We start from the raw sequence: 15,101 nt of genomic DNA on the forward strand, positions 1-15,101 counted from the left end.
GCCAGTGGCACGATCAAAGGCCAGCGAACGCCGGGGCGCTGCGAAGCAGCGGGGACCCGGCAGGTGGATCCTGCGCTACCCGGCCCTTCGCAAGCTCAGGGCGTTCAAGGCTCGAAAAGCCAAGCAATTGGCTTTTCGTCCGCTGTGCGGACCGCCTTTCACCCCCGCAAGGGGAGAAGGCAAGAAGCGCTCCTCAATACCCCAGCAATTCCTTCAGCGAAATCACGCGCCAGACATGTTTGATGGCGTAGCGGTTGAAGGTCAGCGTCTTCGGCGGATTGTATTGCTCGACCACCAACTCGCCCGCCGTGCGTTTGACCAGCTTCTTGATGAAGGCCTTGCCGTTGCGCTCGTTTTCTTCGGGGAAGGTCTCGATCACCACGTGGTCGCCGGGCACCGCGTCGCGGCCGCCGCAATAGATCAGGTCGCCGGGCTCGTAACGCGGCACCATGGAATCCGAGAGCACGTGCAGGGCGAACACCTTCGGCAGGTTGCGCACGCCCGGCGGGCGCTGGACGTAGCCTGCCGGCTCGCCGTTGAAGGTGAAATCGCCATCGTCGCCGCCGACGGCCGCGCCTAGCACCTCGATATCCATCGAACCGGCGGGCAGCGGACCGGCATCGGTGACGATCTCCGCGTCGGCGACCGGTCCGGCATCGTCGAGAAACACGACCTGCCCTTGGCCCAGCGCCACCGGGTCGACGCGCAGGAAGGCGGCGGTCTTCAGGAGGTTCTCGGTCTTGGGCAGATTGCGGCCGGTTTCCCAGTTGCCGACGGCGGCGACATCGGTGTCGTTGTGCTCCGCAATGTGGCGCATGACCAGGCCGCGCTGCTTGCGCGCCTTGCGGATCGCCGCCCCGACCTTGATCGACAGTTCCGTTTTTGCCATGGCGCCCATGTGAGCGATGAAAGCGGCTCTCGTCTATGAAAGAATGGCTTGCATATATTTTCGAGTTATGCTTATATCCGGTCATGCAAAACCTGTCCAGCTTTGATGGCGCCGAGTCGCCGGCCTCACGCGAGGCGCATCCGGCGGTCATAACCGCCGCCCATTCCCTTCCGCCCCGGCCGTCCTCCTCCCCGGCCGGGGTGAAGCCCGAGGCTCAGTGCTTGACTGCACCAGCCTCGGGTCCGGTCCGCCTGTTTCCGGCGACCGGAACGGCCGGAGCCGCCGCTCCCAGCGGCTCCGGTCCCCAATTCGGCCGGCATGGCGCCGGCGCTGTTTTTTCGGCTGGCCGATCCTGCATCCGCACCGAGGACGGCACCGTCATCCTGTTGGACAGGCTAACGGGCAGGGCGGTTTCCGCCCTGGACAGAAACACGGCCGAGGCGCGGCTTTTGCACCTTGCCGGCGGGAAATCGGCCCAATCCGGCTGAGGCTGGCCGGCTGACAGCCGGCTCTTGAAAAACAACCTGACTGCGGCCCGGCCACCGGGTCGAACCTTGACGCTGCCCGACGGCGCGCGGCCGAACTTTGGATGGAGCTGGTATATGGCAAGCTATAGCGACGCGGAATTGCACGAGATCGGCCGCTGGCTGAAGGACGGGCTTTCAGCCTCCAGGATTGCAGTCGCGTTCACCGCGCTGCGTGGCAGTCCGGTGTCGCGCGACGCCATCATCGGCATCGTGCATCGTAACGCCATGCTGGGCGCGATCGGCTTTGCCAATGGCAAGGGGCCGCCGCCGCGAGCCAGACAGGCCGGGGGCAAGCGCGCTGGAAGCAAGCGGGCCGATGGCATGTCGGCGAATGCGACGCCTGCCGTCGGCAAGATGCATGGCGTGCTTGCCGCCAAGGATATCCATGCGCGTGAAGTGGCCCGGCCCAGGCGCGCCCATTCGTTCGTGCGCGAGGCGGGCGTGCTGATCGCCGACGGCGTAGCCTATCGCCTGGAGGTGCCGGCGCCGCCGCGCGCGGCCATCGGCCGGCAGCCGCATGGCGTGGCGATGCGCTTCATCGATTGCCTGTTTTCACGCTGCCGCGCGCCGCTGGATCTGACGGTGGAGGAGGATTCTGAAAACGATGCGCCCGGCAGCCGGCCGGGCGCCGACATGCTGTGCTGCGGCATGCGCACCACGCCGCTGAAAAGCTATTGCACCTACCATCAGGCGCGCTTCCAGCGCCGCGTATTTGTGGCGGGATGAGCACGCTCTCCCATTGCTGCGCCAGCCTCATCCGGCCGCTTCGCGGCCACCTTCTCCCCGTGGGGGAGAAGAGAGGGCACCCGACGGTGCAAGTCTCCTCTCCCCTCGGGGGTCCGAAGGACGGACGAGACACGTGGCTCGCCCCAAAATGGTCAGCCGAGCGAAGCGGAGGCTGGGTGAGGGGGCTGCCTCGCCGCACAAAGGTGGAGGATCTGAGATGAATCAAGCCCGGAGCAAAATCGCCAGAACCTTACTTCGGCATTTGCCGGCCCTGCTTGGGCGTGCGGCTCTGCATGCTCCTTGCGTCCATCGCCATCGCCGGGTTGCCTTCGGCGATCAATATGCCGGTCACCCGGGCAAAGCCGGTAAACACCTTCATGGCGTCGGCTTCGGAAATCTGCGCGGCGATCGCCGCGCTGCAGGCGTTAAGCGCGCTGCGGTAGACATGGCCGCGTCGCTCCAGCGGCCAGCGCTGCAGAAAATCGGCGGCTTCGCTGACGCTGTCGATCTCTTCGACCTCATCCTCCACCCGCACTTTGAGCGGCACTCCGGTTTTCATCGTACCCACCGCGTTCACCTTCGCTTTGCGCGCGGCTCTGTCTACCGCATCCTTAAACGCGCCCCGCTGGCGGGCGGTTGCATCAATTTTTCGGCTGGCTGGCGATCCTCATGGACTAGCCACCGCGTCCAGCCAGTCATGGGCGCGGCTTTTGGGCCTGGCCACCAGTATGTTCTGTTGCTTGGCCGCCCTGGTGAAGGCGTCGAATGCGATGCGCTGGCAGCAGGTGCCGTCGACGGCGAGCGTAACCAGCCGCGTCGCCTCGAGATAACCAGGTGCTGTCTTGTCGGGCCATTGGTGGCGCAGTGCCTCGGCTGCGCCGGCCACCGAACTGACCAGCATGGTTTTGTTGTCGCAAAAGCGCACGGTAACCGGCATGAAGGCTGTCATCGGCGAACCTCCCCTTGGCGTGGACGCGACATAACGTCGAAAGCTCGCGCCGGTTCCATCAGCCTGGATGCCGGGCGGCAAGGATGGTGGCGCAGCGGCGAAGAGGCGACGACCTCCGGTTCAACGAAGGCCAACCGAACGGCGGCCCTCTCCGCCCTGCCGACCATGTGGGGAGATGCCCAACAGCGCGAAGGATCGCCGCCTTGCCGTCCTCCATCATCCCAAGCCAACCAGGAGCCTTCCATGAGCAAAAAGACCAAATCCGCAAAACCGCAGGCGCCGAAATTGCCGAAGGGTGAGGCCGAGCAGGTGCGCATACGCCGCCAGATCGGCCATGATTTCGCGCTCAGGGATGACGCCTTCGGCCGCAAGCGGCTGGCGGCGGGAACGCTGGAGGCTGCTCGTGTCTACGAGGTGTCGAATGACGGCCACGCCGCCGCCGGCGGCATCGTGCGGGTGCGCGCCATCGATGCGCTTATCGGCATCACCTCGCTGTCGCGCCAGCAGCGCGAGGCAGGCCTGCGCTACCGCGAGGATTTCCGCTGCAGCCAGCAGGCTGATGTCAAGCCGATGCGCTGGACCGAGCGCGTCGACGGCGGCCGCGAGGGCGGCGGCATCGCCGACAGCGTTCTCGACGCCGGCAGGGCCTATGCCGCCGCCACAAGAGCGCTAGGCCATTGGGAGGTGGCCGCCGTGGTGCGACAAGTCTGCTGCGCTGACGGTTCCCTCAAGCGCCTGTCCGAGCAGACCGGCGAGGGCCGGAATGTGGTGACAAAGCTGCTGAAGGTGGGGCTGGATCTGCTGGCGGTGCATTACGGGATGATGATGAGGAGGTGAGGTGGTGAGGTGGTGAGATGGTGAGATGGTGCAACGGATGGCTCGCACGATGCGTAAAACATCGCTAGCCTAGGCGTTTGCATTCCCAGGAATAGAATCGTGAAAGCCGTTTTCGATGTGAAGCCGGGTTCTGGCTACGACGATGACATCACCCGCCGCTATCAATTCCCCGCTCGCAGCAATTATCTGGACGCTGCCCGGAACGCCATTGGCGACTGGGTGCTGTTTCGCGAACCGCAGCGCAATGGCGGCCGTCGTGCGTATATCGCCTATGCGCGTGTAACAGATGTCTTGCCGGATCCTGACCGATCCGACCGTTACTATGCCCATGTGACGGACTATCTCGAATTTCCTACACCGGTGCCTTTCGTTAAGGATGGCCGCTACGCGGAGGCGCTGTTGCGCGAGGTTCTCGACCCCAGCCACGTCGGCCAAGCCGTGCAGGGCAAGTCGATGCGCCCGATCCTGAGTGAGGATTTCGACAACATCGTGCTGGCTGGTTTGAATGAGACACTTGACCCTGCCAACGCCAGAAGGCTCAGCCCCGACATGCTGCCGCTGGATGTTCCATGGCCGATCCAGCCTGGTTTTGCCGGACAGCCCGGTTTTGCCGAGACGGTCGATCGTCGGGTCGAACAGATCTTGCTGAACCGCAAAATCCGCGACGCCACCTTCCGGTTGGAAGTCTGCCGTGCTTATGAGGATAAATGCGCAGTCACCGGCTTGCGCATTATCAATGGTGGCGGCAGGGCCGAGGTTCAGGCCGCTCATATCAAACCTGTCGCGGTCGGCGGGCCGGATGTTGTCCGGAACGGCATCGCGCTATCGGCCACCGTGCATTGGCTGTTCGATCGGCATCTGATTTCGATAGACGAAAACCATCGACTGCTGGTCGCGCACAACCGGGTGCCGAGCGAATTGAGAAATCTCTTCCGTCCGGAATCCCAGGGTTTGCATTGGCCCAAGGATGCGCGGTTGATGCCACATCCGGCGTTTCTGGCTCATCATCGCGAGCTGTTCGCGGGGGCGCATTGATTTGCCGCGCCGCGCCGCCCCTCATCCGCCTGCCGGCACCTTCTCCTCGTATAGACGGGGAGAAGGGAACCTCTAAAACAAGGCCCTCTCCAATGGCCCCGCCAGTGTCTCGGCAAAGCCCGTCGCCAGATGGTGCCTGTCACGAAACGCCAGCTTGCCTGATATGACGACGTGGCAGGTGGTCGGGCCGCAGAATTGGTTGGTGAGGTCGATGTAGCGGGTGTCGGGTACGCTGGTCACCACGGCGCGCTCGGCGGCGGCGGTGCTGTCGTTGGCGGCGTCCGCCCTTGGCGTATCGCAGTGCGGCGAGGGGGCTTCGCGCCACCACAGGGTGCGCGCCACGCAGGAGCCGGCGAAGCTGGCGTTAATCGGCGTGTCGCGGATAACAGCCGTCTCGACACCGGCCCGGCTGAAGGCCTGCAAGGTCGAGCGCAGGCCGGCCTGCCAGCGCGCTACTTCGGCGGTGCGTTCGGCGGCGGGCAGGTCGCGGGTCAGATTGCCGATGGAAAATTCGGAGATCACCACCAGGCGCGGCTTGCGGCGGATGATCTCTGATATGGCCTGCTCGCGCCAGGCGTCGCATTCGGTGTAGTCGCGCTTCAGCACCGTGTTGAAGGTGGAGAGCCGCGAGGCGCGGCACGATGATTTAAGATAGGTGATGACCTTTGTGTCGTTGCGCTTGGCCGCCTCGATCAGCGGCGTCGACCACTGGTCGGCGTGCGAATCGCCGAACAGCACGATGGTGCGGGTGGCATCGGCCGGGCCGAACATGCAGGGTTTCGGCGTCACCGTTTGGAAGTCGGCCAGGCAGTTCTTGTCGACGGCCCGCGCGATGGAAGGTCTTTCGACCGCCTGCTCGATGCCGCGCTGCTCGGGGCCGATATTGCGCGTGGCCAGATGCGCGTTGGCATAGGCGACCGCCACGCCGGTGCCGGTCAGCATCAGAGCGGGAACCAGCACAAGGCCGGGAAAAGCGCGAAGCGGTTTTGCGTCTGGAATGACCCTGGGAAAGGCGCGGGCGCCCACCGCCATCCAGGCGCCGCGCCGCGCCGGGTCTTCGATCAAATGATAGGTGAGCACCGACAGCGCGAGCGCCAGCACGCCACAGCCAAGGCGCTGCGGCACGGAAAGGTCCGGCGCCAGCATCCCGGCATAGACGATGACCGGCCAATGCCAGAGATAGAGCGAATAGGAGAGCGTGCCGATCCATTGCAAGGGCGGCAGGGACAAAGCGGTAGCCGGGCCAAGGGCTTGCCAGCCGGTCCGTTTATTGGTCTGCGACCCGCCGACGCCGCTCAGCAGCACCAGCACGGTGCCCGCCACCGGCAGCAACGCGTACCAGCCGGGGAAGGGCAGGTCCTCGCTCAACAGGAGATAGGCCGTCGCGATCAGCGCCAGTCCGAGCCAGCCAAGTGCGGCCCGCAGCCAGATGCGGTGCTGCTGCAAAGCCATGGGGACCAGCGTCGCCAGGCCGCCGGCAGCGAACTCCCAGGCGCGCAGCGGCGAGAAATAGAAGGCCCAGGCCGGCGCCGCGCTGGTCAGCCACTGGCAGGCGGCGAAGGAGGCAAGGCCGGCAACGCCTATCACGGCTGCGGCCGTTCGCCGGCCCGGCCGCAGCCAGGCAGCCAGCAGAAGCAGCGCCGGCCAGGCCAGATAGAACTGCTCCTCCACCGACAACGACCAGAAGTGGATGAAGGGATTGCTGGTGGCGTCGGCGGCGAAATAGTCGAACGACCAGCGCAGCAGCCACAGATTGATGGCATAGGCGGAGGCGAACATGGCGCCGCGCGAATAGAGCGCCTGCTCCTGCGGCGCCAGGATGAAGTAGCCGGCGGCCAGCGTAACCAGGATGACGAACAAAGCTGCCGGCAGAAGCCGCCGCGCGCGCCTGGCATAGAAGCGCCAAAGGTCGAGCCGGCCGGTCTCGCCGATCTCCTGCATGAGGTGGGTTGTTATCAGCCAGCCCGAGATGACGAAGAAGATGTCGACGCCGGCAAAGCCGCCGGGGAGCGCGGTGAGGCCGAAATGGTAGGCGACGACACCGCCGACAGCGAGCGCGCGCAATCCTTGTATGTCCGACCGGAACGATGCTGCCACGACGGCTCCTTCGTGCAAGGCCCAGCCCCTGCGCAACGTCGGCCGGGCAGGCTGATATCGCAATGCAACAAATTTATCGCAGTGCAACATAAAACAATTTTGTCGCAGTGCAACATAGCAGGAATGGAAATGGGCCGGCGCGCCGGCCGGGCTTGATCGTTGCGTGGCGGGCTTGGCCGCGCGCCCTGCGGCAGACGCAAAACAGCCCCGCGAAGGGGCTGTTTCTCATCGGTTCGCTGGATTGCTACTTGCTGCCGCCGTTCGCTTTCACGCTGCTGCAGAATTCCGGATGGCTGTTGGCCGCAGTGGCGTCCTTCGCCTCGTCCTCGCAGGCCTTCATCATCGCGGTCTGGTCGTCCGGCGTAAGGGCCTTCCAGGCTTTCACGAAGTCGTCGTTGCTGACCATCGTCTTCATGCCGCTATCGGTGTAGAAGGGCTGCATCTTGGCCGGATCGTCGAGAGCCGACGTGCCGGTGTCGCCTGCCGCAAGCGCGGAGCCGGCAACCATCGAGAGCGTCATCGCGCCGAAACAGATCATCTTGATGTTCATGGTGTACTCCTCCTGTTGCTTGGGATCGTCGAAGCAACGATCAGTTGGAAAACGACAGGTTTGGGTGAAAGTTCCGGCATTTTTTGCGCAAAAATCCCGAAACGAAGAAAAATATAGTCGAAAAACTTGAAACTTTCCCCGATTTTTCCCGTAGAAAGCGAGTTTAGCGGGTCTCGCGTGCAAGACTGACCACCAGCCGATCGACGCTGGGGTCGTCGAGACTGACGATATGGGCCATCAGCATCGCTCGCCTCATGCTGATCCTGGTGACGTCCTGCCGCATGATGACCGACACAAAGGCCGGCCCCGATCCGGTGAGGACGATCGCCCTGCCGACCAGAACTGGTTCGGAGATGGGCGCCCACTGTACGGTCATGATCGAGGGCTCGCTTGTCTGGCGGCGGTTGATGCCTGTGAAATAGATCCAGTTCAGGCGCGAGATCGCCACGCCGTAATGGTTGCCGGGCATTCTCGAACCACCCTGGCCATCGCCCGGAGCCCAGCGCGTTACCCGCCTGAAGGTGACGAGATCGGCCTCACGCCGCACGAAGGTGACCGAGCGCATCAAAAAATCGGGCCGGCCGGGGATCGAAAAATAGGTGAAATAGGTGCCTCCGGCGATGGCGGGCGACGGCGGCCGCACCATGTTCTCGTACAGTGCCTCGCGCAACGTTGCATTGCTGTCGCCCTTGGCTGCCGCGGCGGCCGGCTCACGATACAACTCATCCTCGTCGATCTTGAAATAGTCGCAGATCAGCCTGGCGGTGGCTTTGTTGGGAACCGCCTTGCCTTGCAGATAGCGCTCGAACTGGGTGCGGTTGATGCCAAGCTCACGGCACACCGCGCTGACGGAAGCGTGGCGTTGGACCAGCCGCCTGAGATTGGCGGCGAGATTCTCGCGGATTGGCACGACATCTCCCCGACAGACGTACGGACCAGTATTCAAGCGATAGCTTATATACACTTGCATGACGTAGCGAGGGTGCGAAGATGGACCTTTGTCCAATAGGGCGAGGATCCCGTGGCGCGTAGACTGTACGATTTTGACAGTCCGGCTATGCAAGCCCCGCAAATGGGCGTATTTCGGTGGCAAGAGCGACCTCAGATCGGCCTCTCGACATCCTGCAATGGAGGGCGGTTTGGATCATACCGGCCTGGTCGAGCTTCTGGACTACACACAAGCGCAATTGACGAAGATCCGCCAGGCGGTCGCGGCAAGCGAGCACGCCGGTGCCATGTTCACCATCGACTGCCTTGTCGGAGCGGCGGCCGAGCAGACGAAGTGCAAGCTTGCAAGTCTGGAGCATGCCGGCTTGCCGGTCGGCAGGGATGGGCCGATTGGCCGAGGCGCATTTGAAGGCGGTGCGGCGCCGCCCGGCAAAGCGACATCGGGCAAGCCGGATGCCGGCGGCGACCGCTCCTGATCAGGGCGCGCCGATCTCGCCGATCAGCCTTGCATATTCGGCCTCGGCTTCGCCGTAACTGCCATTGGCAAGTTCCAGCAGCCCGGCGCGGTCACGAATGACGATCTCGCCCCGACGCGAGCGGATCAGCGCGCGGCCTTCGAGCAATTGAAGGGCAACGGTGACGCCTGGCCGCCTGACACCAAGCATGATGGCCAGGAATTCGTGCGTGATGGCGAGATGTTCGCCCGGCACGCGGTCGTCGCACATGAGCAGCCATCGCGCCAGCCGCTCCTCGAGCTTCAGCCGCGCGTTGACGAGCGCGGTGCAGCCGGCCTGGGTTTGTAGCGCGTTGATGAAGCGCAGCAGGAACATGCGCATGGTCGCACTTGCCGCCAATGCTGCCTTGAATGCGCCGGCTTCGATGCGGATCGCCTCGCCTTCGAGTTGTACATAACAGGCATGCGGCGCACGGTCGTCGCCCATCACCAGGGAGTATCCCGTCATGCCTTCGAAGCCGATGAAGCCCACTTCGGCCTCTTGGCCGCTCGCCGTGCTGGCGACCACCGAACCGATGCCCTGTTCGATGAAGTAGACGGCCTCGATCGGAATATTCGGGGTCACAAGCATCATGCGTAGCGGCAAGTCGCAGCGCTGCATGTGCGGCTCGAGCAACGCCAGATCATCCGCAGGCATGCGTCGCAGCAGTTGGTTTCGGTATTGATGATTTTTGTTGGGATCAGACATGGCGTGGCCCAATGCAGGGCAAGAGCCATCCAATCTCCCAGCCGTCCGTGCCCGTAAAAACGTGCGGACGATCGCCTATGTATAGGGGCGCAGAACGAATAAAGCTATGAATGCGATGTGAAATTCGAAGCACGGCGCCCCCCAACGCCCGTTCGCATATGAAAAGATCGGCCTGAATGTTAGTGTCGGAAACGTACCAAGCGCCACTTGGTACAAAACCGACATATATCTTGAGAGCGTCGGATCACGGTGAGGGCCAATAAAATCCGCCGGCTAATGACAAAGCGCCATGTCGCGCTGGGCCTGAGAACCGTTCGGCAGACCGGCGGGAGAATTGTACGATACTTACTGTGATGAGGCCGATGTTGACTCTTGCTCAGTCCGATTTCATTTTTTGACCGACAGCGTCAAGGAAGTGGTCGCTGCTCCGAAAGGGGCTTCTTATGCCGAGCCTTCATAAGCGCAATCCCGGTTTCCATCCTTCCGATCTGCAGCTGTGCCAGCGCGTCTTCGATCGGGTCTGCCTGGAGCGCAAACTTGACCGCGTGTCGGGGGAGTCGGACGTACAGCGGCTGGCAGCCACAGTGTTTTCGCTGTTTCAGAATGGCTGCCGCAATGAAGGCGAGTTGCTCGAAAGTTTCAGGCGGACCCGCCAATGACCAAGGCCAGGATCACGTCCGCGACACCGGCAGCCAAAAACGAACCTTACGACGCTGCGATCTTCGCCCGGAAATACGGCATGTCGCGGAAGGCCGCGGAGGTCGTGCTGTCCGCGAACGGACCGTCCAGAACGGCTTGTGACGCTGCCGCGCGCTCTTTTATGGAAGCGGTTGCCCGCAGAGCGAAGAGCAGCCATGAACACTGAAGTTGCGAGCGACTGTCGTTTCGCCGCCGACCCGCAGGCGCGTCCAATGCTGCCTTTATTGGACGCCGCGAGGCGTCAGCCTGTCGGCCCTGTCGGACCTGTCACTCCTGAAGCGGCTTGCTGCGCCGTCACGGCAGAGAGTTTCTGCCGTTTGAGCAGCATCGGTTTTTCATAGATCTTCTTCATGTTCATGGCTTTCCTCCACAAAATTCGATTGCGGGAGCGTCGTCGCCGGCCGCGCTCTTGTCAAGCCGACCTTGTCGAGGGTCGGCCGACCGGGACAAAAATCCACGCTTCAATTCCTGTCGGCCGGCTTGGAACGCATGCGCGAAACCGTCTCGCGCTCGGCGCGCTTGGAGCGCAGCGGCGGCAGGCCGCGGTCGATCAGGTCCATGTCCTCCAGCACCATATCGCCCATGCGCTTGAAGGCGATGTCGAGCGCGCCGGCACGGTGAGCCGAGCGCAGGAAGCCGGGCAGGGTGCGCACCGGATGGTCCCGCGCCAGCGGTTCTTCGGGGAAAACGTCGCTGGCGGCGACGATGTGGCCGCTCTTCACCGCCGCCATCAGCGCCGGGAAGTCGACCACGCCGGCGCGGCTGAGCAGGATGAAGGCGGCGCCCTTGCGCATGCCGGCAAAGGCGTCGGCACCGAGAAAACCCTGGTTCTCGCTGGTCACCGACGCAACGACGAAGATGAAGTCGCTGGTCGACAGCACCTCGTCGAGAGAGGCCGGCTCGACGCCATTGTCGATGAGGATGGATGGCGGCAGCCAGGGATCGAAGACTTTGGTGCGGGTGCGGAAGCCCGACAGCAGCCGGTTGAGCGCCCGGCCGAGATCGCCGAAACCGATGATGCCGACATCGGCGCCGGACAGGAGCCGCGCCGTCTGGTTGCCGTCGCCGCCCCACAGTTCCTGTCCCTGGCGGAAGGCGAGGTCGGCATCGACGATGCCGCGGGCAAGGTTGAGCGCCATGGCAAGGCCAAGCTCCGCGACCGGCTCGGCGAACACCAGGCCGGTGGTGACGACATGGATGCCGCGCGCGAACAAGGTCTCGTAGGGCATGTTGTTGATGAGGTTGGTCTCGACATTGAAGACGCAGCGCAGCGCCTTCATCCGGTCGAGCGTTTCGGGCGATATGGGCGGCTGGCCGATGATGTAGCGCACCTCGGCCAGCACGTCGGCCGGCAGTTTCGCGACGCCGTCAGCGGTCGTCTCGACAATGCGATAGCGCGCCTTGAGCCGCCCCAGCTGCCGGGCTGTGAAGATCAGGTCGAGCGTGCGTGGTTCCGGCGCACTGATAACCAGCGGCAAGGCGCTGTTGGACATGACTATTCCCTCTGTTCCCGATGGCCAAAATACCCTGGATGAAACGATTTACAACATCGCGCCGGGAGGCGAGACGGGGCGCTGTTGCAAGCGCGTTCAGCACAGCCCTTGGGCGGGACCAAGCGGGGCCAGACGGAACACTAGCCGTCTCTAAAAGTTGATGCTTGCGGCATGTGGTGCCTCCATCGCCTGCCGAAGATCGGGGCCTCAGATCGGCCCGCGCCTTTCTGCCGAGAGAGCGCGGGCTTACGCCATGCTGGGCGCCCGCCGCTGTCCCAGATGCCGGACCTTGCGGCCGATGATCATCAGCTGGCGCGCGGTGTTGTTGCGCAGGCGCCTTGCGCGCCATTCCAGTCCGGGGTCGGCGGTAATCGACTTGGCATAGTAACTCACCCGCATGCCATCCTCATCGGCAGCCACCTTGACCGGATCGTCATAGAAGGCGTTGATCTTGTCGGCCGCCATGCCTGGTGTTTCGAGCCAGCGTGGAATGTGAACCGAATGGAGCTGGTCGACATCGGTCATCACGCGCCCGATGCCGACGCCCGGCGTTGGACACGTCGTGCAGAAAGCATCGCCGATGAAGATGACCCCTTCGCGGCGATGGCCTTGCGTGGTGCTCAGACTGATCTGCCTGACCTCGACAGGACTAGCGACTTCGAAGTTGCCGCATCGCGCTGCTATTTCGGGCATCAGTTCGCAGAGCATCTTTTGCGGCTCCTGGCGGAACGCCCGCGTCCACGCTTCGGCCACATTGCGATAGAGGAACATGTTCGCCCGCATCTTGTCGCCGAGGGGAAAGATGCTGATGTAGGCGATACGGTCGGCAGCCCGCCTGCTGTAGCAGGTGACGGACTGATGACCGAAATCGCGCGGCGAGATGGCGAGGTCGAATCCCATCGACAATGAATGCGCCTTCGATTGCTCGATACGCTGCACCCCGACGGCGCGCCGCACCGCCTCGCCGTGACCGGTTGCCACCACCAGCAGGCGGGCATCGATGATGGTGCCGTCGGCCAGCACAAGCCGCTGCCGGTTCGGTCCAGTCGAGACCTCGGTTACCTTGCCGACCGTCAGCGGCACTTGCGCAGGCAAGGCGTCGCGCAGGCCATTGATCAGCGCGCCATAGGAGAATGTGAATTCAGCCTTCTTCTCATGCGCGAAGAACTGGCCGAGGCGAAAGACATGCGTGTCGGTCGTCGAGGTGACGAGACGCTTGAGTGTCGCATCGAGGCCGAGCTTTTCGAACAGCAGCATCTGATCCAGGCCGATCTTCTCGGCCCGGAACTCCTCGTGGTGGACGCGGTGCGGATCGATCAGCGTCACCTTGCGCCCGGCTTTTCCCAACAGCATGGCTAAGGTGGTCCCAGCCATTCCGGCACCGACGATCGCCACATCGACTTCGGCCGGGCCGGCCTCTGAGATACTCATTCTGCTGCCCTTTCTGGTGGCAACTGCACGTTTCACAATCTCCGGTAGAAAATATCTTCCGGACCTGAATCAACCGCAAGCAACCGGAGCGCGTGCCTGGTAGTAACCAATGTTTAGGTTAATCGCGGGCCCGCTGCTTCCAGCGCGGTGCGATCGCCGAGCCATCGATGAACTCAAAGCCGCCAGCCTCGTTGAGCGTGTGAAGTTTACGCCCACTCCATAGCGCACCTGGATGCAAGATGTTTTCAACGACCTGCTCCATGCCGATCAAATCAAGGTGAGAAATGCGTGCGATGCCAAGCGCCGCGCCATAGCTCCTGCGGCAGTCCTGGACCGGGCGCAGCAGGTCGTTGCCGCGCCTGACCATGCGGCCGGCCGGCCGCGCCGAGGCGATGTCGATCAGCACGGGATTTTTGGGATGCGGCGTCCAGGGGCCGCGAAAATCCGGCGCCGACCACAGATGCAGCGTGTCGGAGAAGGCGCCGCCGCCGTCGCGGACGGTGGCGAACAGCCACCAGGCGCCGCCATGCTCGACAAGCGTGGCGTCGCTGGCGACGACACCGGACAGAAGCGTCGCCTCCTTGACCCATCCGCCGGGAAAGGCGGTGGCCCGGTAGAGATCGACGGTGCCGTTGGCGCAGCTTTCCGGCACCATCCAGACCTCGCCGTCGCGCTCGAAGACGAAGGGGTAGGAGAGATGGTAGGGCAGATCCAGCACCGGTTCAGGTCGTCCGAGCGGGCCTGCCGGGCCGAAGGGCACGGCGGAGATGATGGCCTTGCCGAGCCGGTGAATATAGTCCTCGACGAACAGGGTCAGCTGGCCCTGGTAGAGGATGGGAAACGGATCGGCGTAGAAGCGGCTGCCATCGTCCGGCAGCTCTTGCCATCCCGACGCCGGATGCGCACGCAGGTCGAAAAGATCGCGGCCCCCGGTTTGCCGCCAGCCGACCTTCCAATGCGGCGCGTTGTAGCAAAGGTGATAGATCTTCTGGACGATCCGCCGCGCCAGCGCCTTGCCGGCTCTGACCCCAAGCTTGCCGGCCGAGGGCATTGGCGGCGGGCTGCCTGCCTGCGCCGGCTCTGGCAGATCGGGCACCGACTTTGCCGCGCCTGACATGGCGGCTACGATCAGGCTTGCTGTGCGCGCCAGCATATCCTGGAAGGACGCCAGCGCGATGCCGCCATATTCGGTGCCCAGACGCCCGGCGGCGATCGCAACGCCGTTCTCCTCGATGCGGGCAAGCGGTGTGCGACCTGCGAGGATCAGGGCCAGCAAGGCCGCTTCGCCGCTGGCTCCGTCATAGGTGACGCGCCACACCCGTGTGCTTTCCAGCCTGACATCGCCGCAGAGGTCGACGACCAGGTCGGGCGAAGCGGGGGACTGCGGCCGGTAAGGAGCGAGCGTTGACAGCGGCACACGCTTGGCTAGTCCGTCATGGGCCAGTCCATTATGGGCCAGTCCGTGTATCGCCGTTTCGAGTTGAAACAGGGCCGCGGCGCTGCGCGGAATGCCGCCGCCCGCCGGCCTGACATCGACGGACAGTTCGACGTCGCCGAGCGCGGCAAGGCGCTCCAGCAGCGTGAGATGAAAGGCGCGGACGCAGTCGCCGTCCAGGCGTAGACTTATCTGCATGGTGGAGGTCCGAAAAGGCGGTGCCCGGCCTTGCCGGCCAGGCCGGTCCGGTCAAATTGTAACCCCATCTGCATCCGTCTCCGCT

17 protein-coding genes are annotated in these 15,101 nt (G+C 63.8%); 6 read left to right on the top strand and 11 right to left on the bottom strand.

The window, feature by feature from the left end:
* Positions 1 to 193: 193 nt before the first annotated feature.
* Positions 194 to 898, bottom strand: coding sequence for a helix-turn-helix transcriptional regulator (locus X735_RS141195; RefSeq protein ID WP_023813289.1), 705 nt, complete (start codon positions 896 to 898; stop codon positions 194 to 196).
* A gap of 212 nt (positions 899 to 1,110) precedes the next feature.
* Here X735_RS141195 and X735_RS141190 point away from each other — a divergent pair, with 212 nt between their 5' ends.
* Both X735_RS141190 and X735_RS141185 read left to right on the top strand, forming a co-directional pair.
* On the top strand, positions 1,111 to 1,377 hold the full coding sequence (locus tag X735_RS141190; protein WP_245273285.1) for a hypothetical protein: 267 nt from the start codon (positions 1,111 to 1,113) through the stop codon (positions 1,375 to 1,377).
* 114 nt (positions 1,378 to 1,491) lie between these two features.
* Complete coding sequence (locus X735_RS141185) at positions 1,492 to 2,142, top strand: GcrA cell cycle regulator (protein WP_023813291.1); 651 nt, start codon at positions 1,492 to 1,494, stop codon at positions 2,140 to 2,142.
* A 250-nt stretch (positions 2,143 to 2,392) separates the two neighbouring features.
* Here the strand turns inward: X735_RS141185 and X735_RS141180 are convergent, their stop codons facing one another.
* Complete coding sequence (locus X735_RS141180) at positions 2,393 to 2,701, bottom strand: DUF982 domain-containing protein (RefSeq protein WP_023813292.1); 309 nt, start codon at positions 2,699 to 2,701, stop codon at positions 2,393 to 2,395.
* Positions 2,702 to 2,809: 108 nt separating this feature from the next.
* Positions 2,810 to 3,091, bottom strand: coding sequence for a DUF982 domain-containing protein (locus X735_RS141175; RefSeq protein WP_023813293.1), 282 nt, complete (start codon positions 3,089 to 3,091; stop codon positions 2,810 to 2,812).
* Between the two features lie 243 nt (positions 3,092 to 3,334).
* Here X735_RS141175 and X735_RS141170 point away from each other — a divergent pair, with 243 nt between their 5' ends.
* Positions 3,335 to 3,928 (top strand): DUF6456 domain-containing protein, encoded by a 594-nt coding sequence (locus X735_RS141170; RefSeq protein WP_023813294.1) that lies wholly within the window; start codon positions 3,335 to 3,337, stop codon positions 3,926 to 3,928.
* A gap of 99 nt (positions 3,929 to 4,027) precedes the next feature.
* Complete coding sequence (locus X735_RS141165) at positions 4,028 to 4,963, top strand: HNH endonuclease (RefSeq protein ID WP_023813295.1); 936 nt, start codon at positions 4,028 to 4,030, stop codon at positions 4,961 to 4,963.
* A 72-nt stretch (positions 4,964 to 5,035) separates the two neighbouring features.
* Here X735_RS141165 and X735_RS141160 read toward each other — a convergent pair whose 3' ends face one another.
* From X735_RS141160 to X735_RS141150, 3 genes are all read right to left on the bottom strand, one after another.
* A complete protein-coding gene (locus tag X735_RS141160; RefSeq protein ID WP_031213617.1) occupies positions 5,036 to 7,060 on the bottom strand; it encodes an acyltransferase family protein in 2,025 nt (674 codons plus the stop codon).
* A gap of 244 nt (positions 7,061 to 7,304) precedes the next feature.
* The gene (locus tag X735_RS141155; RefSeq protein ID WP_023813297.1) at positions 7,305 to 7,610 is read right to left on the bottom strand and encodes a hypothetical protein; all 306 of its coding nucleotides are present in this window, start codon (positions 7,608 to 7,610) and stop codon (positions 7,305 to 7,307) included.
* Between the two features lie 163 nt (positions 7,611 to 7,773).
* Entirely contained in the window at positions 7,774 to 8,520 is a 747-nt protein-coding gene (locus X735_RS141150) for a helix-turn-helix transcriptional regulator (RefSeq protein WP_023813298.1), read from the bottom strand.
* A gap of 229 nt (positions 8,521 to 8,749) precedes the next feature.
* Between X735_RS141150 and X735_RS141145 the strand changes: the two genes are divergently transcribed.
* Positions 8,750 to 9,034, top strand: a complete 285-nt coding sequence (locus tag X735_RS141145) for a hypothetical protein (protein ID WP_081734951.1) — start codon at positions 8,750 to 8,752, stop codon at positions 9,032 to 9,034.
* Here X735_RS141145 and X735_RS141140 read toward each other — a convergent pair whose 3' ends face one another.
* Positions 9,035 to 9,760 (bottom strand): Crp/Fnr family transcriptional regulator, encoded by a 726-nt coding sequence (locus X735_RS141140; RefSeq protein WP_031213618.1) that lies wholly within the window; start codon positions 9,758 to 9,760, stop codon positions 9,035 to 9,037. It abuts the gene before it with no gap.
* A 655-nt stretch (positions 9,761 to 10,415) separates the two neighbouring features.
* Between X735_RS141140 and X735_RS141130 the strand changes: the two genes are divergently transcribed.
* Positions 10,416 to 10,625: a hypothetical protein gene (locus tag X735_RS141130; protein ID WP_023813302.1), complete on the top strand. Its 210-nt coding sequence runs from the start codon at positions 10,416 to 10,418 to the stop codon at positions 10,623 to 10,625.
* 75 nt (positions 10,626 to 10,700) lie between these two features.
* Here X735_RS141130 and X735_RS1000000168045 read toward each other — a convergent pair whose 3' ends face one another.
* The 4 genes from X735_RS1000000168045 to X735_RS141115 all read right to left on the bottom strand — a co-directional run bounded on the left by X735_RS1000000168045 (position 10,701) and on the right by X735_RS141115 (position 15,016).
* On the bottom strand, positions 10,701 to 10,817 hold the full coding sequence (locus tag X735_RS1000000168045; RefSeq protein ID WP_023813303.1) for a hypothetical protein: 117 nt from the start codon (positions 10,815 to 10,817) through the stop codon (positions 10,701 to 10,703).
* Between the two features lie 103 nt (positions 10,818 to 10,920).
* A complete protein-coding gene (locus X735_RS141125) occupies positions 10,921 to 11,952 on the bottom strand; it encodes a hydroxyacid dehydrogenase (protein WP_023813304.1) in 1,032 nt (343 codons plus the stop codon).
* Between the two features lie 246 nt (positions 11,953 to 12,198).
* Positions 12,199 to 13,383 (bottom strand): NAD(P)/FAD-dependent oxidoreductase, encoded by a 1,185-nt coding sequence (locus tag X735_RS141120; RefSeq protein ID WP_023813305.1) that lies wholly within the window; start codon positions 13,381 to 13,383, stop codon positions 12,199 to 12,201.
* 118 nt (positions 13,384 to 13,501) lie between these two features.
* Positions 13,502 to 15,016 carry a hypothetical protein gene (locus X735_RS141115; protein WP_023813306.1) on the bottom strand — a complete coding sequence of 505 codons (1,515 nt, stop codon included), beginning with the start codon at positions 15,014 to 15,016 and terminating at the stop codon, positions 13,502 to 13,504.
* Between the last annotated feature and the right edge of the window lie 85 nt (positions 15,017 to 15,101).

Origin of the sequence: Mesorhizobium sp. L2C084A000 (assembly GCF_000502875.1) — a bacterium.
In the GTDB taxonomy this organism is placed as follows: domain Bacteria; phylum Pseudomonadota; class Alphaproteobacteria; order Rhizobiales; family Rhizobiaceae; genus Mesorhizobium.

Excerpts from the sequence above, each read along its gene's own strand:
- X735_RS141195 (WP_023813289.1), bottom strand. The coding sequence starts at position 898 with ATGGGCGCCATGGCAAAAACGGAACTGTCGATCAAGGTCGGGGCGGCG.
- X735_RS141185 (WP_023813291.1), top strand. The coding sequence starts at position 1,492 with ATGGCAAGCTATAGCGACGCGGAATTGCACGAGATCGGCCGCTGGCTG.
- X735_RS141180 (WP_023813292.1), bottom strand. The coding sequence starts at position 2,701 with ATGAAAACCGGAGTGCCGCTCAAAGTGCGGGTGGAGGATGAGGTCGAA.
- X735_RS141175 (WP_023813293.1), bottom strand. The coding sequence starts at position 3,091 with ATGACAGCCTTCATGCCGGTTACCGTGCGCTTTTGCGACAACAAAACC.
- X735_RS141170 (WP_023813294.1), top strand. The coding sequence starts at position 3,335 with ATGAGCAAAAAGACCAAATCCGCAAAACCGCAGGCGCCGAAATTGCCG.
- X735_RS141155 (WP_023813297.1), bottom strand. The coding sequence starts at position 7,610 with ATGAACATCAAGATGATCTGTTTCGGCGCGATGACGCTCTCGATGGTT.
- X735_RS141140 (WP_031213618.1), bottom strand. The coding sequence starts at position 9,760 with ATGTCTGATCCCAACAAAAATCATCAATACCGAAACCAACTGCTGCGA.
- X735_RS141130 (WP_023813302.1), top strand. The coding sequence starts at position 10,416 with ATGACCAAGGCCAGGATCACGTCCGCGACACCGGCAGCCAAAAACGAA.
- X735_RS1000000168045 (WP_023813303.1), bottom strand. The coding sequence starts at position 10,817 with ATGAACATGAAGAAGATCTATGAAAAACCGATGCTGCTCAAACGGCAG.
- X735_RS141125 (WP_023813304.1), bottom strand. The coding sequence starts at position 11,952 with ATGTCCAACAGCGCCTTGCCGCTGGTTATCAGTGCGCCGGAACCACGC.
- X735_RS141120 (WP_023813305.1), bottom strand. The coding sequence starts at position 13,383 with ATGAGTATCTCAGAGGCCGGCCCGGCCGAAGTCGATGTGGCGATCGTC.
- X735_RS141115 (WP_023813306.1), bottom strand. The coding sequence starts at position 15,016 with ATGCAGATAAGTCTACGCCTGGACGGCGACTGCGTCCGCGCCTTTCAT.